At 60.6% G+C, this 22,319-nt stretch carries 21 protein-coding genes; 20 read left to right on the top strand and 1 reads right to left on the bottom strand.

Annotation, left to right across the window (positions count from 1 at the left end; genetic code table 11):
* Nucleotides 1-227: 227 nt before the first annotated feature.
* The 19 genes from AB4N91_RS08400 to AB4N91_RS08310 all read left to right on the top strand — a co-directional run bounded on the left by AB4N91_RS08400 (nucleotide 228) and on the right by AB4N91_RS08310 (nucleotide 20,926).
* Nucleotides 228-1,580 (top strand): UDP-glucose dehydrogenase family protein, encoded by a 1,353-nt coding sequence (locus AB4N91_RS08400; RefSeq protein ID WP_154912666.1) that lies wholly within the window; start codon nucleotides 228-230, stop codon nucleotides 1,578-1,580.
* Nucleotides 1,577-2,635 carry an NAD-dependent epimerase gene (locus AB4N91_RS08395; protein ID WP_200666534.1) on the top strand — a complete coding sequence of 353 codons (1,059 nt, stop codon included), beginning with the start codon at nucleotides 1,577-1,579 and terminating at the stop codon, nucleotides 2,633-2,635. Before AB4N91_RS08400 ends, AB4N91_RS08395 begins: the two co-directional genes overlap by 4 nt.
* Complete coding sequence (locus tag AB4N91_RS08390) at nucleotides 2,632-3,378, top strand: sugar transferase (protein WP_010455619.1); 747 nt, start codon at nucleotides 2,632-2,634, stop codon at nucleotides 3,376-3,378. The genes AB4N91_RS08395 and AB4N91_RS08390 overlap by 4 nt, the downstream gene beginning before the upstream one ends.
* The gene (locus tag AB4N91_RS08385; RefSeq protein ID WP_010455621.1) at nucleotides 3,379-4,026 is read left to right on the top strand and encodes a CpsD/CapB family tyrosine-protein kinase; all 648 of its coding nucleotides are present in this window, start codon (nucleotides 3,379-3,381) and stop codon (nucleotides 4,024-4,026) included. It abuts the gene before it with no gap.
* A 22-nt stretch (nucleotides 4,027-4,048) separates the two neighbouring features.
* Nucleotides 4,049-5,074 carry a polysaccharide biosynthesis/export family protein gene (locus AB4N91_RS08380; protein WP_010455623.1) on the top strand — a complete coding sequence of 342 codons (1,026 nt, stop codon included), beginning with the start codon at nucleotides 4,049-4,051 and terminating at the stop codon, nucleotides 5,072-5,074.
* Between the two features lie 17 nt (nucleotides 5,075-5,091).
* The gene (locus tag AB4N91_RS08375; RefSeq protein ID WP_010455625.1) at nucleotides 5,092-6,684 is read left to right on the top strand and encodes a GumC family protein; all 1,593 of its coding nucleotides are present in this window, start codon (nucleotides 5,092-5,094) and stop codon (nucleotides 6,682-6,684) included.
* Nucleotides 6,681-7,769 carry a glycosyltransferase family 4 protein gene (locus tag AB4N91_RS08370; protein ID WP_083376386.1) on the top strand — a complete coding sequence of 363 codons (1,089 nt, stop codon included), beginning with the start codon at nucleotides 6,681-6,683 and terminating at the stop codon, nucleotides 7,767-7,769. Before AB4N91_RS08375 ends, AB4N91_RS08370 begins: the two co-directional genes overlap by 4 nt.
* Nucleotides 7,766-9,133, top strand: coding sequence for an O-antigen ligase family protein (locus tag AB4N91_RS08365; RefSeq protein ID WP_460112284.1), 1,368 nt, complete (start codon nucleotides 7,766-7,768; stop codon nucleotides 9,131-9,133). Before AB4N91_RS08370 ends, AB4N91_RS08365 begins: the two co-directional genes overlap by 4 nt.
* Nucleotides 9,130-10,098, top strand: coding sequence for a glycosyltransferase family 2 protein (locus AB4N91_RS08360; protein ID WP_077749053.1), 969 nt, complete (start codon nucleotides 9,130-9,132; stop codon nucleotides 10,096-10,098). Before AB4N91_RS08365 ends, AB4N91_RS08360 begins: the two co-directional genes overlap by 4 nt.
* Nucleotides 10,091-11,227 (top strand): glycosyltransferase, encoded by a 1,137-nt coding sequence (locus tag AB4N91_RS08355; RefSeq protein ID WP_010455633.1) that lies wholly within the window; start codon nucleotides 10,091-10,093, stop codon nucleotides 11,225-11,227. Before AB4N91_RS08360 ends, AB4N91_RS08355 begins: the two co-directional genes overlap by 8 nt.
* 12 nt (nucleotides 11,228-11,239) lie before the next feature.
* Nucleotides 11,240-12,241, top strand: coding sequence for a polysaccharide deacetylase family protein (locus tag AB4N91_RS08350; protein ID WP_077749051.1), 1,002 nt, complete (start codon nucleotides 11,240-11,242; stop codon nucleotides 12,239-12,241).
* Nucleotides 12,238-13,542 (top strand): lipopolysaccharide biosynthesis protein, encoded by a 1,305-nt coding sequence (locus AB4N91_RS08345; protein WP_077749050.1) that lies wholly within the window; start codon nucleotides 12,238-12,240, stop codon nucleotides 13,540-13,542. The genes AB4N91_RS08350 and AB4N91_RS08345 overlap by 4 nt, the downstream gene beginning before the upstream one ends.
* A complete protein-coding gene (locus AB4N91_RS08340; protein ID WP_460112283.1) occupies nucleotides 13,539-15,458 on the top strand; it encodes a hypothetical protein in 1,920 nt (639 codons plus the stop codon). Before AB4N91_RS08345 ends, AB4N91_RS08340 begins: the two co-directional genes overlap by 4 nt.
* An 86-nt stretch (nucleotides 15,459-15,544) precedes the next feature.
* A complete protein-coding gene (locus AB4N91_RS08335; protein WP_010455641.1) occupies nucleotides 15,545-16,234 on the top strand; it encodes a GNAT family N-acetyltransferase in 690 nt (229 codons plus the stop codon).
* 4 nt (nucleotides 16,235-16,238) lie between these two features.
* On the top strand, nucleotides 16,239-17,456 hold the full coding sequence (locus AB4N91_RS08330; protein ID WP_010455642.1) for a GNAT family N-acetyltransferase: 1,218 nt from the start codon (nucleotides 16,239-16,241) through the stop codon (nucleotides 17,454-17,456).
* Nucleotides 17,428-18,219 (top strand): ChbG/HpnK family deacetylase, encoded by a 792-nt coding sequence (locus AB4N91_RS08325; RefSeq protein WP_460112282.1) that lies wholly within the window; start codon nucleotides 17,428-17,430, stop codon nucleotides 18,217-18,219. The genes AB4N91_RS08330 and AB4N91_RS08325 overlap by 29 nt, the downstream gene beginning before the upstream one ends.
* 115 nt (nucleotides 18,220-18,334) lie before the next feature.
* Nucleotides 18,335-19,027, top strand: coding sequence for a GNAT family N-acetyltransferase (locus AB4N91_RS08320; protein WP_077749045.1), 693 nt, complete (start codon nucleotides 18,335-18,337; stop codon nucleotides 19,025-19,027).
* A 1,294-nt stretch (nucleotides 19,028-20,321) separates the two neighbouring features.
* Nucleotides 20,322-20,615 carry a type II toxin-antitoxin system RelE/ParE family toxin gene (locus AB4N91_RS08315; RefSeq protein WP_145308185.1) on the top strand — a complete coding sequence of 98 codons (294 nt, stop codon included), beginning with the start codon at nucleotides 20,322-20,324 and terminating at the stop codon, nucleotides 20,613-20,615.
* Between the two features lie 2 nt (nucleotides 20,616-20,617).
* Nucleotides 20,618-20,926: an addiction module antidote protein gene (locus AB4N91_RS08310; RefSeq protein WP_010455651.1), complete on the top strand. Its 309-nt coding sequence runs from the start codon at nucleotides 20,618-20,620 to the stop codon at nucleotides 20,924-20,926.
* A gap of 13 nt (nucleotides 20,927-20,939) precedes the next feature.
* Here AB4N91_RS08310 and AB4N91_RS08305 read toward each other — a convergent pair whose 3' ends face one another.
* Nucleotides 20,940-21,752, bottom strand: coding sequence for a class I SAM-dependent methyltransferase (locus tag AB4N91_RS08305; protein ID WP_458368665.1), 813 nt, complete (start codon nucleotides 21,750-21,752; stop codon nucleotides 20,940-20,942).
* Between the two features lie 179 nt (nucleotides 21,753-21,931).
* On the opposite strand from AB4N91_RS08305, the gene AB4N91_RS08300 reads away from it, so the two are divergent.
* On the top strand, nucleotides 21,932-22,318 hold the full coding sequence (locus tag AB4N91_RS08300) for a hypothetical protein (protein ID WP_077749042.1): 387 nt from the start codon (nucleotides 21,932-21,934) through the stop codon (nucleotides 22,316-22,318).
* Nucleotide 22,319: the final 1 nt, after the last annotated feature.

The following is a 22,319-nucleotide window of genomic DNA, read 5'->3' as shown; positions in this document are numbered from 1 at the left end:
TGTTTCAAGCCCTACGACCGTTTATCGTTTTCTTCGAATTGTGAAAAACCCGTCAAAACCGCGGCAAATCCAGCAGTGGCAAGCACTTGATGGCAAAACGCCCCAAAAATGGGGCTGTTATAGCTGCGCAACATGTCATTTTGCTGACACGTTTTCCCAACGCTGGGCTATACCCCTTTTGACAGTCTTATTTCAGTTCTTTCAACCGTCTTACGAGGCACGCCAATATGGACGTGAGCGTATTTGGTACGGGCTACGTCGGCCTGATACAAGCAGCGGCACTGGCCGATGTCGGACATCGTGTCTTATGTGTCGACATCGATCCAAACAAGATCAAGCAACTGCAACAGGCCGTGCCGCCGATCAGCGAACCGGGGTTATCCGGCACGCTGGAAGAGAACATCAAGGCCGGCCGTCTGCTGTTCACGACCCAGGCCAGCGATGCGGTCGAACACGCCGAGCTGATTTTCATCGCCGTCGGCACGCCCGCCGATGAAGACGGGTCGGCCGACCTCAGTCACGTACTGAATGTGGCCCGCCAGATCGCCAGTTACATGGAGGCCGATCGCACCCTGATCATCAAGTCCACCGTGCCGGTCGGCACCGCGGACCAGGTGGCCGCCACCGCCCACGAAGAACTGATTCGGCGCGGCAAGAGCACCCTCAATGTGCGGGTGGTCTCCAACCCCGAGTTTCTCAAGGAAGGCAGCGCCCTCGCCGATTGCATGCGCCCGGACCGGATCATCGTCGGCACCGACGACGAGGAAGCCCGCGGCCAGCTCAGCGAGCTCTACGCGCCGTTCTGCCGCAACCATGAAAAGCTCATGTTCATGGACAACCGCAGCGCCGAGCTGACCAAATACGCGGCCAACGCGATGCTCGCCACGCGCATCAGCTTCATGAACGAACTGGCGAACCTCACCGAACTGCTGGGGGCCGATATCGAAGCGGTTCGCAAAGGCATCGGTTCGGACCCGCGCATCGGTTACCACTTCATCTATCCAGGTTGCGGTTTCGGTGGCTCGTGCTTCCCCAAGGATCTGCGCGCCCTGCTGCATACCGCCGAACACAATGGCATGCCGCTGCGCTTGCTGCGTAGCGTCACCGACGTCAACGACAGCCAACGCCACATTCTTTTCAGCAAACTGAAAGCACAATTCCCCGATGGGCTGGCCGGCAAATCCATCGCGATCTGGGGCCTGGCGTTCAAGCCCAACACCGATGACATGCGCGAAGCCCCCAGCCGCTACCTGATGGATGCGTTATGGGCTGAAGGCGCGAGCGTGCAGGCCTATGACCCGGAAGCCATGTCCGAATGCCGACGCATCTACGGCTACCGCAATGACCTGCACCTGTGCGCCACCCGCGACGACACGCTGGAGGACGCCGACGCCTTGGTGATCTGCACCGAGTGGAAAAACTTCCGCGTGGTCGACTTTGAATTGCTGGCAAGCAAACTGCGTTCGCGGGTGATCGTCGACGGTCGCAACCTCTACAACCCGGAACAGGTGGCGGCCGCCGGTTTGCACTACAGCGGCATCGGCCTGCGGCACATCGTTCCCGAGGCGCCGCGGCCATGAAGATTCTCGTCACCGGAGCGGCCGGTTTCATTGGTGCCCATTGCGTGTTGCGGTTGATCCGTGACGGGCACCAGGTGTTCGGCCTCGACAATTTCAATGATTACTACGACCCGCAACTCAAACACGACCGCGTGAATTGGGTGCAGGAGCAGGTTGGCGCTTTCCAGCTCGCGACGGTTGACCTGGCCGACGGTCCTGCCATCGAGGCCCTGTTTGTCCGTGAAAAGCCCGAGGTGGTGATTCACCTCGCGGCCCAGGCCGGGGTGCGTTACTCCCTGGAGAACCCACGGGCTTACCTCGACAGCAATTTGAGCGGGTTCCTCAACATTCTCGAAAGCTGCCGCAACCACCCGGTCAAGCACCTGGTCTACGCCTCGTCCAGTTCGGTGTATGGCGCGAACCAGCACACGCCTTACTCGGTGAAGGACGGCGTCAACCATCCGCTGTCGCTATACGCCGCGACCAAGAAAGCCAACGAGCTGATGGCCCACAGCTACAGCCACCTGTTCGGCATTCCCTGCACCGGCCTGCGTTTTTTCACCGTGTACGGGCCCTGGGGTCGGCCGGACATGTCGCCGATCCAGTTCGCCCGGGCGATTGCCGAAGGGCAGCCACTGAAGTTGTTCAACTACGGCGAACACCAGCGCGATTTCACCTACATCGACGACATCATCGAGAGCATCGCACGCCTGATCGACCGTCCACCGCAAGCCAACGCCGAATGGAACCGTGAACAACCGGACCCGGCCAGCAGCATGGCGCCGTGGCGGATCTTCAACATCGGCGGCCAGCACCCGGTGGAACTCAAGGATTACCTGGCGCTGCTGGAAAAACACCTTGGACAAAAAGCCCTCGTCGAGTTGCTGCCACTGCAGCCGGGCGACGTGCTCAACACCTGCGCCGATGCCAGCGACCTGGCTCGGGCAACCGGATTTCAGCCTTGTATCGAGCTGGATGAAGGACTCGGGCGCTTCATCGCCTGGTTCCGCGATTACTACCTACTGCCTATCGCCCACGCGCCGCTAGCGGCTGAACTTCAGCGGAGGATTCTATGACTGGACATGAAAAAACGGTGCCGATGCAACAGATGCGCCGAGACAAGCGCCTGGACCCGGAGCACCGAATGCGCCTCGACACCGCGATCCATATGCAGGGTCGTGGCTGGATGACCGGCCGTGACGGCGGTCGCCCCTGGACGCTGTCGCGCACCAATCGCGTGGTCGCCTGCCTCGGTGCGTTGGTGATTCTGCTGCTGATCTCGCCCATCTTGTTGGGCCTGGCACTGGCGATCAAATTCAGCAGCCCGGGACCGGTGATGTTCGTGCAGAAACGCACGGGCTACCGCGGTCGCATGTTCGGCATGTACAAGTTTCGCACCATGGTGGCCAACGCCGAGGAGCTTAAAGAATCCCTGCGTCACCTGAACAAGCACGGAGCCGACGCGATCGATTTCAAGATCGACAAGGACCCGCGCATCACCGGCATCGGTGGTTTCCTGCGGCGCAGCAGCCTGGATGAGCTGCCGAACCTGATCAATGTGGTGATGGGCGACATGCGCCTGGTGGGCCCGCGGCCAACCTCGTTCAACGCCTACCGCTACAAGGACAATCACCTTGCACGCCTGAGCATCTACCCCGGCATGACCGGCCTGTGGCAGATCTCCGGGCGCAGCAACATCGACTTCGACCAGCGCGTTGAGTTGGACCTCAGCTATATCGCCGAGCAGAGCCTGTTGCTTGATCTGAAGATCCTGTTGAAAACCCCCTTCAAAGTATTCAGCGGCCACGGAGCGAGTTAAATGGACGGTTCATCAGCCAAAAGCCTAAGCATTGCCAACCCGAGCGAGTCCAACCTGACCTCGACCGTGCTCGATCAAGATCTGCGGATCCTATTTCTGACCGCCGCCAACCCCGGCGCCGGCACCACCACCAGTGCCCTGGCGCTGGCCAGTCAGCTGGCGAAAATGAGCAGCGGCGAAGTGTTGCTGGTCGATGCCAGTCAGTCATCGACCAACCTCACGCAACAGATGGGGCTGACCAAGGAGCGCGGTTTTCGCGACCTGCTGTTCAACACCCAGAGCCCGCCCCTGCTGCAGGACTGCGTGGTGAACGTCTCCAGCCTGCCCTTCCACATCCTGCCCAACGGCCGGTATGTGCGTGGCACCGAGCACCTGACCCCTGAACGCCTGGGCCCGTTGCTCGATCAGCTCGGCAGTCAGTATCGCTTTGTGGTGATCGACGGCGACGCGGTGTATTCCGCCGCCGACACCATGATCATCAGTACCCAGGTGGACGGCGTGATCATGGTCGTGCGCTCCGAAGACACGCGCTGGGAAGTAGCCCAGGCGGCGGTTCAGCGCTTGACCCAGGCCGGCGCGAAACTGGTCGGCAGCGTCTTCAACCGGCGCAAGTACTACATGCCGAAATGGCTCTACAAAAACCTGTGAGCAATCAGAAAAGGATGACGACATGAACGCCAAAATGCTTGTCCTGCTGTTGCTGCCGCTTGCAGGTTGCTCCAGCACTTCCGAAACCCAGAACATGCCGGTGAATATCCTCACGGCCTCACCGGCCAACGCCCAGGCCACTGACATGCCCAAGGTCGAACAGACCTTGCGGCCACAGGATGTGCTGGACGTGATCTTTCACATCAGCACCAGCGGCTCGGACGCCTACCGCATCCAGTCCGGCGACCAGATCGGCCTGAACTTCACCGCTGCCAGCCAGCTCAACGGCAATCAACTGGTGCTGCCCGATGGCACCATTGAACTGCCGGGCGCCAACACCTCGGTGAAAATTGCCGGGCTGACGTCCGAACAGGCGCGTGAGGAAATCCAGCGCGCCTACCAGCGCAAACAACTGTTCCAGCCGAACCGCAACCAGTTGTCCGTGCAGGTCATTAGCCCGCTGAGCAACGAGTCGAACCTCAAAAGTGCCCTGAACCACCCCGCTACCGGCATGAGCCGGGAGATCACCGTGGGCACCGACGGTTACGCCAGCTTCCCGGAAATCGGCGCCGTGCCGCTGCAAGGCATGACCGTCAATCAACTGGAAACCTTCCTCAACCAACGCTACGCGAAGCTGCCGGGGCGGATGACCGTCGACGTGCTGCTGAAGTCCACGGCGGGTAACGAAATCTATGTGCTGGGCGAAGTTGGCCAACCGGGGTCCTACCCGATCCGCCGGCCGGTCTCGGTGCTTGAAGCGCTGACCCTGGCCCGTGGCAGCAACACCAAGGCGCGGCTCGATTCGGTGATGATCATGCGCCGCAATGGCAACCAGGTGCAGGCCGTGCGCTACGACGTCGAAAAGGCTTTGGCCGGCGATGCGTCGCAGATTGCGTACCTGCAACCGGACGACATGCTCTATGTGCCGAAGACCAAACTGGCGAGCGCCGGTGAGCTCGCGCGGCAACTGGCAGACGTGGTGTTGTTCCAGGGCGTGGGCTTCAGCTTCGGCTACCGCGTCGACAACAAAGACAGTGACAGCAACTAACTCTCAGGTGACCGACCATGAATCCAAAGGAAAACTACCTGCACGAGTTCTTCAGGATCTTTTTCGCCAACAAGCAGTTGGTGAAACGAGTCTTCCTGGTCTTTGCAGTGATCGCGCTGGTCCTGCCGCTGATGCTCAAACAGAGCTTCGATATCACCGCCCAGGTGATCGTGCAGTCCAAAAAACTCTCACAGGGAGACGCCACAACCTCCCTCAACCAGGAGAACGCCTCGTTCATTCCACCGTCCCTGGCGGACATGGAAACCGAGAGCAATATCCTGCGCTCGCCGGCGTTGATCCGGCAGACCATCAGCGAGTTGCGCGACAAGGGTGAGTACACACCTACCCCTGGCGTCTTCAACAAACTGGTGACCCAGCCGTTCAAGCAGTACGTGACCACGCCGCTGCGTGAATACGTGATCAACCCAATGAAAGCCACCCTGGGCCTGGAAACCGACCCGGTACGCGACACGGCGCTGGATGCCCTGACCCAACAGGCGATCGACAGTCTGAAAATCGAGACCCTGCCAGGCTCCAACGTGATCTCCATCATCTACAGCTTCGACAATCCAACCCAAGGCACCAATTTCGTTGCAGCCTTGCTGCAGAACTACCTGACGAGCCGTCAGGCACTGCAATCGATCGATTTGCCGCAGTCGTTCTACGAAACCAAGAAGAAGCAATACCAGGTGCGTCTCGATGGCCTGGAAGGCACTCGGCTCGGCTTGCTTGAAGCGGTCGGCTCGTCCGATCCGAAGGAAGAAATCACCTTCCGCCTCAATGCCATCAACACCGAGGAGCAGGCGCTCAACCTGTACCGCGATCGCCTGCTGCAAAGCCAACGCTGGCTCGACTACCTGAAAACCAGCCTGGCCGCAGCGAGCAACTCGAAACTCAACGACTACACCTTCCCCTACACCTTCACCACCACCGTGGACAATGTGGCGTTCGAGGATCGTGAGATCAAACAGATGGGTGAGGCCCTGACCACACAGGTCAGCCGCTACATGAACGACCTGGCGATCTTCCAGCCAAGCAGCGAACCGATGTTGCTGACCCGCGAGCAAATCGCCCGCACCCGTCAGCAGTTTCTGAAAGTGGTCAGCAACCGGATTCAGGAACGCAACACTGATCTGGCGATTGTCAGCTCGGTGATCGACCAGAAAACCAAGCGCATTGCCGAGTTCAAGGAGCGCATCCACCAGTTGCAGGAAACCCAGAGCAAGCTGCGGCAGATGGACACCGAGATCAACGCGTTGCACGCGGCGTTCTCGACCTATGCCCAACGCTTCGCCGAAAGCAGCAGCGCACGTTCGCTGGACAACGACCTGTCCAACGCACGGGTGCTCAGCCCGCCGTATGAGCCCACCGAAGCGGCGTTCCCGAAACCGATGCTGATCATTCCGTTCGGCTTGTTCACCGGTCTCTTGCTGGCGATTGCCCTGGTCTACGTGCGTGAGTTCTTCGATCACCGTTTCAAACACCCAGCGCAAATCACCCACGAACTGGGCTTGCCGGTGCTGTTGGTGATCAACGATCAGAACGTGGAACCCACCAATCCGCACAGCAACTGGTCCTTACCGCGCCTCGTGCATTGGGTGCGCAATTGAACGCGCCGCTCATCCCTTCCCTGCCGATCATTCATTTGCTCAGCAGCGGCGGCTTCTACGGGGCTGAGCGGATGCTGCTGGACCATTGCCTGGCGACGCCGGGGCAGCACCAGGTGCTGTTTCTCGATGCGCCGCCAGACTTGATCGCGCGGTTTCGTCAGGCGGGGGTCGACTGCCGGGGTTGCGCGGGGTTGGGGGAATTACTGGCGCATTTGCGCCAGCGCCGGGCGGAACGGCCGTTGATCAATACGCACAACTTCAAGGGCCTGTTGTTTGGCTGGGTGGGCGCAACGTTGTTGCGCCTGCCGCTGGTGATTACCCAGCACGGTTTCACACCGCGCAGCCGCAAGCAGAAGTTCTACACCTGGCTGAGCCTGCAACTGTGCCGCACCGCGTCGGTGAATCGCGTGGTCTGCGTTGCCGAAAGCATCGCAGTGCTGTGCCGTCAGGCCAGCGTCCGGGCGGAAAAGCTGCAGGTGATTCCCAATGGTCTGCCGGCGACTGACGGACTGTTGCCGCGTCACGCGAAACGCCAGCGTTGGCTGGCCGGTTACGTCGGGCGGCTGAGCAGTGAAAAGGGCCCGGACTTTTTTCTAGATGCGCTGATTCCACTCTGCCGGCAACACCCGCAACTGGACGCCGTGATGCTCGGCGACGGCCCGGAACGGGAGACGTTGCTGGCGCGTATCAACGAAGCGGGTTTACAGGACCGCATCACCCTGCCGGGTTACCAGACCGACATGAGTGTGTGGTGGCGACAACTCGATGCGCTGGTGATCAGCTCGCGCACCGAAGGCACGCCGATGATTCTGCTCGAAGCGATGCAAGCCGGTGTGCCGGTGGTGGCGTTCGGCGTCGGCGGGATTCCCGATGTGCTGCAAGACCGGCACAACGGCCTGCTGGCGACACCCGCCGACAGCGCCGCCCTCGCCCGCCAGATCGGCTCGTTGCTGACTGAACCGGCCATGGCCCGCGACCTGATCGACAACGCAAAACGTACGCAATTGGACCGTTACGACCTCAAGGCCCTGGCCGAACGCTGGTCGCAACTTTATCTCCGTACTGCACGGGAGGCACGCGCGTGATCTTTCCGCTCTCGATCGTCAGTTTGTTTGGCCTGGTCTGCCTCGCTTTGCTGGCCAGCCCTTATCCGTATCTGGCGCCGGGAGCGGTGCTGGGCCTGGTCGGTGTCGCGCTGCTTTACCGAAAACCCACCTGGGGTTTGCTCGGGATCGCGGCGCTGGTGCCGTTCGAAGGTTTCTTCAAGGACAGTTCGCTGTCGGGCACCAAGTTCCTCGGCGCGTCACTGGCCGTGATCCTGATGCTGCAACTGGCCATCCACCAGATACCCTCCGAACGCCTGCGCAGCAACATCTGGCGCTACCTGATCTGGTTCATGGTCTTGTACCTGCTGAGCGTGATCAACACCGACAACATGGGCATGTCCATGGGGCACCTGCGAGAACTGAGTGTCGGCCTGGTGCTGTTTGTGATCACCCTGCTGATCGGCCGCGAGCTGAACATGGACCTGTTCGCCAAGATGGTCACCCTCAGTGTCACGGCGACCTGCGTGTTGGCGATGTTCTCCAGCAAATACCAAGACCAGGGACGCGCCGCCGGCCTGCTGGAAGACCCGAACGCCTTTGCCATGCTGATCGCCTTCGCCGTGCCGCTTGCCTTGCTGCTGGTGGTGCGCAGCCCGCACTTTCTGCATCGAATTTTCTGGGTCGCTTGCTGCATTTTGCTGCTGGGCGGCATGACCAAGACTGAATCCCGTTCGGGGCTGGTGGTGCTGTTCCTCAGCCTGATGATCGGCGTCTGGCATTACCGCGCCGAGCTTAAACGCATCCGTCCTCGGCACCTGGGGTTTGCCATGCTGGGCCTGGTGATCGTGATTCCGCTGGCCATTTATGCGATGCCCAAGGGTTACATCGAGCGCATTCAGTCCTTGAGCATCTTGAGCGCCGGCGCCAAGAGCCAGGACCAATCCCTCGGCCGTCGCGCCTCGTACATTGTGGTCGGCAGCGAGATGATCCGCGAGAACCCGTTGCTGGGCACCGGCCCCGGGACGTTCCCGCTGCACTACGCCACCACCGGTTATGCCAAGGCGTTTTCGGCCAACCGCAAAATCGGCGACCTCTACCGTCGCGCCCACAACACCTACCTGGAAATCTTCAGTGAGCTGGGGATTCCCGCCGGCCTGTTGTTCGTCGGCATGCTCGGCCTGGGCTTGTACAACCTGGTCCGCGCCCGTCGTGCATGGATGCAGCGACGCAACCGCGAACAGGCAGATTTGCTGACGCACCTGAGCATGAGTTTCCTGTCGTTGACGCTGTTTTTGATGTTCCTCAGCGCACCCAATCAGAAGTACGTGTGGATCATGCTCGCCCTGACTAGCGTGCTGCGTTTGAAAGCCGAAGAAAGCCCACTCGCGGAGACCAAGGCATGAGCCGCATCAGTATCGTTATTCCGATGTACAACGAATCTCGCCACATCGCTCGGACCTTGCTGGCTGCGCAACGCGCTGCCATCGCCGCCGGTCTGGAATGCGAGCTGATCGTGGTCGATAACGGTTCCGACGATCAGGGCCCGCAGATAGCCCGGCAATTCGGCGCTCAGGTGCTGGTGCTGCCGGGCGTGCTCATCGGCGCCTTGCGCAATCGCGGTGCGGCCATCGCCACCGGCGATTGGCTGGCTTTCATCGATGCCGACGTCGAGATGCCCGAGGACTGGCTCACGCTGTTGTTGAAAATCGAGCCCGCGGTTCAGGTCGACGTCCTCGGGCTGGACTTGCACACCCCGGCCGAAGCCCCCTGGTATGCCAATGCCTGGCAACGTCGCACCTTGCGTCCGAACAACGAGACGGTGCAGACGGTGCGCTGGCTGCCCAGTTCCAACCTGTTGATGCGCCGCCCCTGGTTCGACAAGGTCGGCGGCTTCAACGAAACCCTGCGCACCGGCGAAGACAAGGATTTCACCATGCGCCTTTCCCACGCGGGGGCTCGCCTGCTGTCGGTCAATCAGACCGTCGCCCTGCATTGGGGTTATGAGGGCAGCTGGCGTGAATGGATGGGCAAGGAATTCTGGCGTCAGGGCAGCCATCTGCAGTTACTGCGCCGCCATGGGCTGAGCATGCGTCTGCTGCGCTTCCCGCTGGTGTCGCTCGCCGCCTGGATGTTGGATTTCCTGGCAATCTCCGCCCTGCTCGATGGCTTCCCCCACCATGCGGCGCTCATGGTGTTCCTGACCAGCCTACCGGCGCTGGCCTTGAGCATGCGCCAGACCTTCAAACACCGTGATCTGCTATTGACCCTGCAACTCTGGGGCCTGCATTGGTTGCGTTTGCATCTGGCCGGTGCCGCGTTTGTTCTCAGTTTTTGTCATTGGAAAGCCAGGAGGCCTGCCCGTGGCTGAATTCATTTTCTGGTTGTGCCTGTTGCTGCCGGTTTACGCCTATCTCGGTTACCCCTTGCTGTTGACGCTGCTGGCGCCATTGTTTGCGGCGCGGCGTAACGCAATCGCGGAACCGATGAACATCAGCATCGTGATTGCCGCGCACAACGAAGCGCGGCACATCGAACACAAGTTACGCACGTTGCTCGCTCAGGATTATGAGCCGGCCTCGCTGCAGATCATTCTGGCCAGCGACGGTTCGACCGATGACACCGTGGCCTGTGCGCGCAAGGTCATCGACCCGCGCATCACCATCCTCGACCTGCCTCGCCAGGGCAAGGCCGCGACCCTGAATGCCGGCGTGGCGTTGAGCACCGGGGATATTCTGGTGTTCACCGATGCCGACAACCAATGGTCCCGCGACACCCTCGGTCACCTGCTGGCGCCGCTGTGCGATCCCCAGGTTGGCGCGTGCGCCGGGCACATGGTGATCCCGGTCACCGGCGGTGGCCTGAGTATCGGCGACAGTCTCTATCGGCATTACGAAGGCTGGCTGCGCAGGGTGGAAAACCGCACCGGCTGCATGGTCTCCGCCGACGGCGCCCTGCTTGCCCTGCGCCGCGAGTTGTTCCAGGAGGTGCCGGCCGAGGTCAACGATGACTTCTTCATCAGCACCTGCGCGCCGGTGGCGTTCAAGCGCATTGTCTATGTGCCCGAAGCGCAAGTAATCGACCAAGGCGTCGATGAAGCAGACAAACAATTCCGCCGCCGTCAGCGCGTCACCGTCGGGGGCTTGCAAAGCCTGGCCCAACGTAGCGAGCTGCTCAATCCGCTGAAACATGGCCTGTATTCGATTGCCTTGATCAGCCACAAGTTGATCCGCCGTCTGGCACCGATTCTGTTGCTGCCGCTGTTGCTGAGCAATTTCTGGCTGTGGGAAGAACACGGTTTCTATCGCCTGAGCCTGATCGCGCAACTGCTCGGTTACGCCGTGGCCATCGCCGGCCTGCTGGATTCGCAACACCGGCTGCCCAAACCTTTCCGCCTCGCCGCGTTCCTGCTAGTGACCCTGGCCGGGATGAGTATCGGTCTGTGGCAGTTCCTGCGGGGGCAGCGGTACGCCCAGTGGAACCCTGAGCAAAACCGTTGAAAGGACTGAGCCATGGCGATCAAACAACTATTAAAACGTACCAGTGGCTGGCTTTATCTCAACTCGCCGGTGGGCCGCAATCAACTGCAAGGCGCCGGTGTGATCCTGATGCTGCACCGGGTGCTGGCCAGCGACCACGCGGCCGAACTGCCCCATCGCAATGAGCTGTGCGTCGGGCCAAAAGCCTTCGAACACTTGCTGGTGTGGCTGAAAAAACACTTCGATTGCGTGTCGTTGATGGACATCTTGCAACCCGGCACGGTGAGATCGGATCGCCCGAAAATCACCCTGACCTTCGACGATGGTTGGCGCGACAACGCCCTGAACGCCTTCCCGTTGCTGCAAAAATACCAGGTGCCTGCGAGCATTTTTCTCTCCACCGATTTCATCGGCAGCCGCCAGCGGTTCTGGTGGGAGAGCATCGGCGAAACCCTCTGGGGCAGCCACGGTGAACGGGCGCGGATGCAATTGATCGATTGCCTGCGACAAGTCGGTCGGCCGTTGCCGGTGGCCTTCGATGAACTGGAAGTGGAGCGTCGCAGCCTGGCCTTGCTGCATTTTCTGCACAGCCTGAAAACCCTCAGCCCTGCTGACTTGAATCACCTGACCGACGAGTGCCCGGACGAGTCATTGCCCCAGGCGCTGGACTGGCAGCAGGTGCGCATGCTGGAAGGCTCGGGGCTGGTGCGGTTCGGTCCCCACGGCGCCAGCCATGCGATTCTCACCGGCCTCGATGATCAGCGTTTGCATGAAGAACTCAGCCGCAGCCGCGACGCCTTGCACAATGGCTGCAACCGTCCGCTGCCGGTCTACTGCTACCCCAACGGCGACAACGATGCGCGGGTACGCGAACACGTTGCCGATCACGATTACCCGTTCGCCCTGGGCACCGGCACCGGGATTTATCGGGGCACCGATGACCCCTTGAACCTGCCCCGTTTCGGCGTCAGCCAACGGGTGGCGCGCAATCCGCAGCTGCTGTCCTGGCGCCTGTTCCGCGGGGCCCGCACATGAGCCGCAGCCATTACCTCAAGCATCTGGCCCTGAGCATGGGCACCAAACTGGCGATGATCGGTTTGCGGCTGATGCGCAACGTGTTGCTCGCAAGGATCCTCGGGCCGAGCGAACGGGGTTTGTTTGCCCTGCTCAGCACCTTGCCCGACCTGATCAGCGCCGCCACCAGCGGCGGGCTGAATTCGGCGGTGGGTTTTCAGGCGGCCAAGCAACGCCCCATGGGGTTGCTGCTGAGTCAGGTGCTGGTGTTCGGTTGCTTGCTGGCGGGTCTTTTGACTTTGCTGGTGGTCGCCCTGGTGCGTGAGTTCGGCAGTGAACTCGACATCACCACGCAACTGGGCCTGCTCGCCTGGCTGTTGTTGCTGGCGGTGCCACTGACCGTACTCAAGAGCGGACTGCTGACCTTGCACAACGCCTCCGGCGGCGTGGTGGCCTTCAACGCGTTGCGCCTGGTGGAATCCCTGGCGCCGCTGCTGTTGTTTCTCGCCTTGTTCTGGATGTGGAAAGACGCCGCGCTGGAAGCAGCGCTGATCAGTTGGCTGGCAGGCATCAGCCTGGTGGTACTGGCAGGCTGGTTCTGGCTCAAACGCGCTCAGCCCCTGAAATTGCAATGGGACCGCGCCAGCCAGAACGAGCTGCTGCGCTACAGCGCTCGCAGCCATCCCGACCTGCTGTTCCAGCAAGTGATCCTGCGCTCCGATTACCTGTTCATCGGCGCCCTGCTCGGCAGCACCGCGCTCGGTCATTACGCCATGGCCAGCGCCGCCGCCGAGTTGCTGCTGATTGTCCCGGAAGCCGTGACCACGCCGTTGATGAAACGCCTGCTGCAACAGGAAGAAGGCATCGACAAAGTGACGCCGCTGGCCCTGCGCCTGACCGCCACGGTGATGCTCGGCGCCTGCGTGACCATGGCGGTGATCGGCGAATGGCTCATCGTGACGCTGTTCGGCGCGGCCTATCAGCCGGCGTATCCGGCCTTGCTGGCACTGCTGCCGGGCCTGTTGGGCCTGTGCTACGCGAGCATCCTGCGCCTGGACTTGCTGGGCAAAAACCGTCCCGGCACGATTTCGCTGTTGATGGGTCTGGGCGCCTTGCTGAACCTGGCGCTGAACCTGGTGTTGATTCCGGCCTACGGGATCGTCGGCGCGGCGGCGGCCTCGTCCATCGCCTACCTCGCGGTCACCCTCGCGCTGCTGGTGATGTACTGCCGGTTGAGCGGCGTGCCGGTCTGGCAAACCCTGATCATTCTGCCCAGCGATGTAACGCCGATGCTGCACATGCTGCAACGGAAGTCGGCATGAAACGCCTGGTCCTGCTGTTTAGCCTTGGCCTCGCGCTGAGCGCCCAGGCGGCGCCCATGCGTTGGGCCGATATTCGCGACGGCAGCCTGTACCTGCAACCGGATCGTCCCGACACGCTGACCATTCGCTGGGCGCCGGCGTGGCAAGCGGATGCCAACGAAGAACGCCTGTACCTGCTCGACGGCCAGGGCAAACTCCAGGGCGAGCGCCTGATCGCCCCCAGCGAATCGCGCGGCAGCCAGAGCTGGCCGTTGACCCCGAGTGCCTCCAGCTATCAACTGGAAATTCCGGGCTACAGCTTCCGTCGCTACCGGGTTGAACACGACGAACACACGGTGGCGTTGTTCGCCCCGGCCAAGGTGCATTTCAGCGCCGAAACCCACAACGGCGATGAGCTGTACTTCAAGGTAGCGCCGGGTGAGCGCGCAGTGCTGGCCGGCAAGTTCCACGGCGGTGTCAGCGCCTTGCAAGCGCAGCGCGTGGGCGACGGCAAACAAGTGGCGCTGACGCTGAAACCGTATCGGGGTTATTGGCAGTTCGACAAGGTCGAGTTGCCCGTCGCCACAGAAGCACAGGTCTGGCGCTTGCGCCTGCAAGGCAGCGGCAAGGTGGCGTTCTGGCTAGATGGCACCGCCAACCTCTTCGCCCAGAATCCGCAGCAACTCAAGCCCCTGCGCGAGGACGATGGCCAGGTCCGGCTGACATTGCACAATAAAATGCTGGGGCCGACCCCGAACCTGGGCATCGCCCTGCCCTACGTCAAGGTGCCGGAATCGAGTTATGCAGTGCTCGATGCACTCAAGCCACAGGCGGGCACTTACTACAGTTTCGTCGACATCACGGCGAAGAATCCGCACTACGAAGATGAATTCCGTCGGCTGTATCAGGACCGCTTCGGCATCACCCAGGACATCACCTTGTTGGCCGGGAGCCAGCGCCAGGCTGACTTGCGCGCCGACACCCTGAGCAACGCCGGGCTCGACGCCTGGCTCGCGTCGACCCGGGCCCTGGGTGGCAAAGGCACGCACTACATCGGTTTTGCCGACGAGCCGAACCTCAATTACCCGGACTACGCCAACTACCAAAGCATCTTCAACAGCATGGCCCGGCAAGTGCGCAGCAATCCCGCCAATGCCAAGGCCGGCGTGCGCATCGCCATGCCCGCCAGTTCGCGGCTGGTCAACGGCCCGTTTGCTGACAACGCCGCCGACAAACGCGGCATCGATTGGGCCAAACGCTTGCTGGCCGAATCCGGCGACAACATCGATGCCCTGGCCTGGCACGAATGGATGATTCGCGACCTGCTGGCAACACGGGTCTACCGTGACAGCGTGCGCCGCGCCGCCGACCTGGTCGGCCTCGACGCCCAGGGCCGGCCGCGCAAAGCCTTGCTGCTGGACCAGACCAACATGTCCAGCGGGTCCAGCCTCAGTCCTTACGATCAGGAAACCCACTTCGCGTCGTTGTGGTGGACGTCGGTCGTCATCAACTCGTCTCAGGATGGCTTGCTGGAAATGCTGAGCTGGTTCCAGGCTGCCGACGAACCGAACTACCCCAAAGGCATGTTGCGTGTCCTCGGCGACGATCGCTTCGAGCTCAAGCCTGTGGGTCTGGCTCAGCAGTTCATCCGCCAGCATTGGCTGCACGACGTGATGCTCCTCGATAACGACGCCTTCGAGGTCGACGTGCTGGCCATGGCCGAGGACAAGAAGCGCAACCTTCTGGGCGTCAATAAAGCCACGCGCTTGCAGCGTGTGGCCCTGACTGGAGTCCAGTGTCCGCTGGCCAACGGTTCATTAAGCTACTTCGGTGCCGACAACCGCGCCCGCGACGCACCCTTCAATTGCCAGGACGGTCGCGTCAGCTTCGAGCTGCCAGGACGGACCCTGTTCAATCTCAGCTGGAGCGCCTCATGAATTGCCAAGTATTGAATAGCGAAATCGGCCATTGGCCGCACCTCGCATCACTCCACTCGCGGCCGAGACCGTCAGGAGTCAATAACATGAGCGTTTTGCAGAAACTCAGCCAACACATCAGACAAAAGGGTTGGCGTGCCACCCTCAATAAAATCTGGAAGCACTACGTGTTTTCCCACGAGGAACTGTTGTGGATGGAGCGCGATCTGGTCACTCCGGTGCCGCCTTACAAACTCAGGCCCTACCCGCCGCTGCAGGTAGTGCGCATCACCCCGGAAAACGCCGTGGCGTTCACCCGTTACTTCGGTGACCGCGTGGAGACCATGGCCGAACTGGCCCGTGAAGGCTACACCGGGCATATGCACCTGGACGACAAGGGTGATGCGGTGGCCTTCATCTGGGGCGCGGCGCGCAACTATCACGACAAGCACTACTACGGCTGCTGGTTTCCGGTGAAAGAAGGCGAGTTCTTCGAATTCGGCGGCGAGCTGACCCGCGCGTACTGGGGCACCGCGCTGTCGATGGACGTGCAGACGCAATTGTGGAAAGCCATGCTGGACCAGGGTTGCCACACAGTGGTGGATGTCTGTGAGTCCCACAATGTCCCTGCCCTCAAGCTGCACATACGCACCGGCTACAAGGAACAAGGGCGGATCATGAACGTCTACGAGCTGTTTGGTCGCTGGCGCTTCTACCGCGAAACCCATTACAGCGGCTCACGCCTGGATGCCTTGCGCAAACCGGCACGTGAACCCGCCACAGCAGCGGTGAGCTGACCCTATGGCAGCACGATTCGAATGGCGCACTTCGTTGTGCGCCGCTGATTTCCCGGAAACGGCTTATGAAGCGTTGCGTCTGCGAGTGACGGACCACACACCGTTCAACACACTGGCCTGGATGCGTGCATCCGAACAGGCCCTGACCACCGGGCAACGTTTGCATGTGTTGCTTGGCTGGCAGGGTCATGAGCTGGTCTTGTGTTTGCCGTTAGTGGCCTCCGTCGAGCGTTTCGCCAGGCTGCCGTTTCGCGTGCTGCATCACCTTGGCTACCCACTCGCCGACCGCCTCGCGCTCCTTGCAAAAACGGACTCGGAGAATATCCGCAAGGCACTGATCGAGATCCGCCGACAACTTCCCCACGCCCTGCTGCAACTCAACGAGTTGTCGGAACCGGTCGGCGAAGAAAGCGTGCTGACCGAGTGGATGGCGCACAGCTCGACCGGTGAACGGCGCCTTAGCTGTCGGGTGCCGGTGCACGTGATCAGCGACGCGGACCACCAGGAAGTTTCGGGTGACCCCCGCTATAAACTGCGCCGCGCACGCAAACGCATCGCAGCCTGTGGTGCCCAGGTTCGACGGATCACCCCCGATGCGTCGACCATGGGCCCGTTGTTGCAGGCCATCAGTGAAGTCGAAGCGGTCAGTTGGAAAGGCGATGAAGGCGTCGGGATTTTCGCCGACGAACGTCACCGACAATGGATGGACCGAGCCTTCACCGCCCTCGCCGAACAGGGGCTGGTGCGGGTCGTGGTGCTGGAGCTGGACGGGCGCTGCATCAGCTACCGCCTCGGGTTGCTGGAACAAGGCCGGTTGTACGATTACAACCTGGCGTTCCTGCCGCAATACGCCGATCTGGGCAGCGGTCGGGTGCTGCTCGACGAGTGGATTCGCTGGGGGCTGGACGAGCACTGGCGCTGGATCGATGCCTCGCGGGTGAGCCTGGAAAATTCCAGCCATCAACTGCACGAACGCATGACCGGGCAACTCGAACACTGGCGCTGGAGTTTCTATTCCTGGCGCCCCAGCGGTCTGGCGCTGGGCCTGGCCCTGAGACTCTGGCAGCGGCTCAAACCCTTGTTGCAGAAATGGCAAGCCAAACGGGCAGCAGCGACCGTTGCCACTGCACCGGCGCCCGTTGCCGCAGTGGTCAAAGCAACGAAGCCAACCGACACAAACAGGGAGGGCGACCATGCCTCGCCAAGTCATAGTCAACGCTGACGATTTCGGTCTCAGCCCGTGCGAAAACGCGGTAATCCTGGGCGCCTTCCAGGCGGGGGTGATCAGCTCCGCCACGGCCATGGCCAATATGCCGGCCTTCGAAGCGGCGTGCATCATGGCCCAGCATCCGTTGCTCAAGGACCGGATCGGCCTGCATTTCAACCTCACGTATGGGCGTCCGTTGAGTCAGTCGATTCTGGGTCGAAGGAACTTCTGTGACAGCCATGGGGTGTTCGATCTCAACCTGTCCCGCCATCGCCTCTGGCTCAGCCGGGGGGACCGCGACGCAGTGCTGGAGGAGCTCAACGCCCAATGGCAACGCTGCGTGGACAACGGTGTACGGCCCAGCCACATCGATTCCCATCAACACGTTCACAACATCTGGCCCATTGGTGAGATCGTCGCCCGCTTCGCCGCGAGCCAAGGAGTGCCCGTGCGCCTTGCGCGCAATCTGGGGCAAAACCTGAGCTTGCCCAAGCGTGTGTTCAAGACCTTGCTGAATAATCGCTTGCAGAGCCTGGCGGGTGTGACCGCGGATTATGTGTGCACACCGGTGGACCTGCGCAATGACGCCATGCCGACCGATGGTGTGCTGGAAATCGTGGCTCATCCGACTCAGCTTGGCGCTGATTTCGGTGATGCCTATTTGCAGCCAGAAGAGTCTCTAACCCTTGTTCTAGAAAGGCGTCTTCACGGTGTGCCGCGGGCTTCCTATGGTGCTTTGAACAGCCATTTGGTGACCGGTGAAGCCGCGCTCGAATGAGTTACATACGTTGCAACACATTCAAAGCTGGCGCTTTGATATGAACTTTCAAGCTTGATCTATACCCATCAAAAGCGTTTCCACCCACACCCTGGCTTAGGCTAAGGAGAGCGTCATGAGCATCATCGAAAAGCTTCGCGAACGCATAAAACAAAAAGGCCTGAGCCGCACGTTCAACACGCTGTGGAAACGCTACGTGTTCTTCCACTGGGAGCTTTTATGGATGGAACGGGACCTGATCAGCCCGGTACCGCCGCACAAACTGCGTCCTTATTCGGGACTGCGCATGGTGACCATCACCCCTGAAAACGCCAGCGCCTTCGGCAAGCATTTTGGTGACCGCGTCGGGACCATGGCCGAACTCGCCACCGAGGGTCACACCGGGCACATGTATCTGGACGAAGAAGGCCACGCTGTTGCGTTCATCTGGGGCAGCGTCCGCGACTACCACGACCGTCACTATTACGGCTGCTGGTTCCCGGTCAAACCTGGTGAGTTCTTCGAGTTCGGCGGCGAAATGGCCCGCCCCTACTTCGGCACCAGCCTGTCGGTGGATGCTCAGGTAGACCTCTGGGCGGCAATGGCAGCCCAAGGCTGCAACAAGGTGGTGGACGTCTGCGAAACCCACAACATCCCTGCCCTGAAGCTGCACATCCGCATGGGCTACCACGAACAGGGTCGCGTCACCCACGTCTACGGCCTGTTCGGACTCTGGCGCTTCTACCGCGAAACCCGCTACACCGGCTCACGGCTTGATCCGCTGCGCAAACCGGGACGGCCAGTGGTAACAGGGGCGGCTAGCGCCTGATATCCGATAGACAGACCGAGTTGCGGCCATCGCGAGCAGGCTCGCTCCCACAGTAGATCCTCAGCGCACGCAGATTTTGTGTTCGACGACGATCCAATGTAGGAGTGAGCCTGCTCGCGATGGCGGCGGCACATTCGGCATTGATGTGACTGACAGAGAGCTATCGCGAGCAGGCTCGCTCCTACAGTGGATCTCCAGCGCACGCAGATTTTGTGTTCGACGACGATCCAATGTAGGAGTGAGCCTGCTCGCGATGGCGGCGGCACATTCAGTATTGATGTAACTGACAGATAGCTATCGCGAGCAGGCTTGCTCCCACAGTGGATCTCCAGCGCACGCAGATTTTGTGTCCGACGACGATCCAATGCAGGAGCGAGCCTGCTCGCGATGGCGGCGGCACATGCGGCATTGATGTGACTGACAGAGAGCTATCGCGAGCAGGCTTGCTCCCACAGTGGATCTCCAGCGCACGCAGATTTTGTGTCCGACGACGATCCAATGCAGGAGCGAGCCTGCTCGCGATGGCGGCGGCACATGCGGCATTGATGTGACTGACAGAGAGCTATCGCGAGCAGGCTCGCTCTCACAGTGGATCTCCAGCGCACGCAGATTTTGTGTCCGACGACGATCCAATGCAGGAGTGAGCCTGCTCGCGATGGCGGTGGCACATTCGGTATTGAGGTGACTGACAGAGAGCTATCGCGAGCAGGCTCACTCCCACAGTGGATCTCCAGCGCACGAAGATTTTGTGTTCGACGACGATCCAATGTAGGAGTGAGCCTGCTCGCGATGGCGGCAGCACATTCGGCATTGATGTGACTGACAGAGAGCTATCGCGAGCAGGCTCGCTCTCACAGTGGATCTCCAGCGCACGAAGATTTTGTGTTCGACGACGATCCAATGCAGGAGTGAGCCTGCTCGCGATGGCGGCGGCACATTCAGTATTGATGTAACTGACAGAGAGCTATCGCGAGCAGGCTCGCTCCTACAGTGGATCTCCAGCGCACGCAGATTTTGTGTTCGACGACGATCCAATGTAGGAGTGAGCCTGCTCGCGATGGCGGCGGCACATTCAGTATTGATGTGACTGACAGAGAGCTATCGCGAGCAGGCTCGCTCCTACAGTGGATCTCCAGCGCACGCAGATTTTGTGTTCGACGACGATCAACTACAGGAGGGCCGGGTGATTTCGCTGCTGAAAGCGTGATACGTCCCACACATCTATGGGAAAAGCCATCCCTGGCGAAGGAAGCGCCTGACTGCTCATTCGTATCCAAGTGGATACATTTGAGCAATAAATTATATTGTTCAACAAACTATGATCTTCGTGGCATGGCATGCCTCAGTTCGTGACTTGCGGGCGAAGATTGCTATCGCTCGTCGCATTGATCGTGCCTCTGCAGGTAACCTGGGTGATATCAAGCCGGTGGGAGACGGCGTTTCCGAAATGCGCGTGGACGTCGGCGGCGGCTATCGGGTCTACTTCACTTTGCGAAACAGTGTCGTCATTGTGCTTTTGGCCGGTGGTGATAAATCTTCGCAAACCGCCGATATCAGGCGGGCTAAAAAATTGGCAAAGGAGGTTTAAACATGAGCCAGACTTTGACTACTTTCGATATGGCGGCACTGCTGGACAGTGACGAAGCCATTAGCGAGTACCTCTCACAAGTGCTCGCAGAGGGCGATAACGAGGAATTTCTTCGTGCTATCGGATACGTGGTGAAAGCGCGCGGAATGACACAGATTGCCAAGGACTCGGGTATGGGTCGCGAAAGCCTGTACAAGGCCTTCGCGCCCGGTGCAAAACCACGCTTTGATACGGTTTTGAAGGTCATCCATGCCCTCGGCATCGATCTCTGTGCGCAGCCAGGTCATTCGATCAATCACTCGGTGCTTTGAGAGATTCTTCTGGCTAGGCTGCTCGCTTCACCCCCACCCACGTAAAACACAACGGCAACTGCGCCGTCTGCCGCTCATACCGGTCATAGAGTTCCTCGCGGTTGGAATGCGGGTACTCCTTGAAATGGCTGATCTGCAGTCCCGCCTCGATGGCGCCGGTGAAGATGGCGCCCAGGGTGTGGACGAACCAGTAGGACGACGCGGTGTGCTGGTCGACTTTGCCTTCGTAGACGATCGGCTGGTCCTGCACGAACGGCTCGCTGCGAAAGTACGAGCTGTCCAGACGATAGGGATCGGCGGCCTCGGGGTCGACCATTTCCAGGAAGGGGTGGGTTTCGTACACCACCAACGCACCGCCGGGCTTGAGGGTCTGCGCGACATGGTGGAAGAATTCGCCGATGTCGGGCATCCAGTTCAAGACGCCGATGGTGATCAGTGCCACGTCGAAGCGGTCATGCAATTCAGCCGGCAGGTGATGAATGTCGGCCTCGATGAATTCGGGCTCATGGGGTGAGAGTCCAGCCAGTTCCCGCGCCTGATCGAGAAACGCGTCGGACTGGTCGACGCCCACCACGCTGCGAGCCCCCAGCGCAAACAGCGAAAGACTTTCCCGTCCGTTGTTGCAGCCCAGTTGCACCACGTCCCTGCCCTCGACGCCGACCTGCTCCAGTACACCGCGAAGTGTGTCATCGATGCAGCAAAAATCGCGATGACTGACCGCCTCCACCAGAGCCTGCCAATCGGGCGCGTCCTTGTGGTGTCGGGCGGAGTCGTTCCAGGCATCGCGGTTGCTGGCGATGGCATTTTTTTTGGTCGGCATTTCCATTGCACACTCCAGAATCCGGGTCATTGTTGACCGGCACGAGTCTAGATCAGGGTGCTGAAAAACCCCATTGGGCGTTTGTTGGAATGTTGTAATCCGGGCGTCGCGAACGCGTGCCCGTAGGGCAGCTATAGTTAATGGCCTTGGGGAAGTGCGGGAAAACCGATTTCACAGGTGTTGCCATGAAAAAAACTGATCTGACGCTGTTGTTCGCCCTCAGCCTGACCGCCCTCACCGGCGCCCAGGCGGACGATATCCTGACACCCACCACTGACTACAGCAGTGAGTTCAATTATTACGGGGCCGACCAGCCCTTCGCCCACCCGGTGCCGCCCTCCCTGAGCACCGTGCCGCCTCGGTCATACATCCCGACCGCACCTCAGGATTTCATCCCGATTGCCAGCCAGCATGAGTTCCACGACTCAATATTACCGACCGTCGCGGATGCCTCAGTCCGGGTATTCATCCGCTCCTACGATCCGGTACGTGGCGTCTACGTCAACCAGGAAGTCCTCGACCCCACATGCGTGCTCGAATGCCTCATCCGTCAGGGGGCAACGTTGCAATAAA

This window comes from Pseudomonas sp. H3_D04, from assembly GCF_054669175.1.
This window is presented reverse-complemented; position numbering and strand designations above follow the sequence as displayed.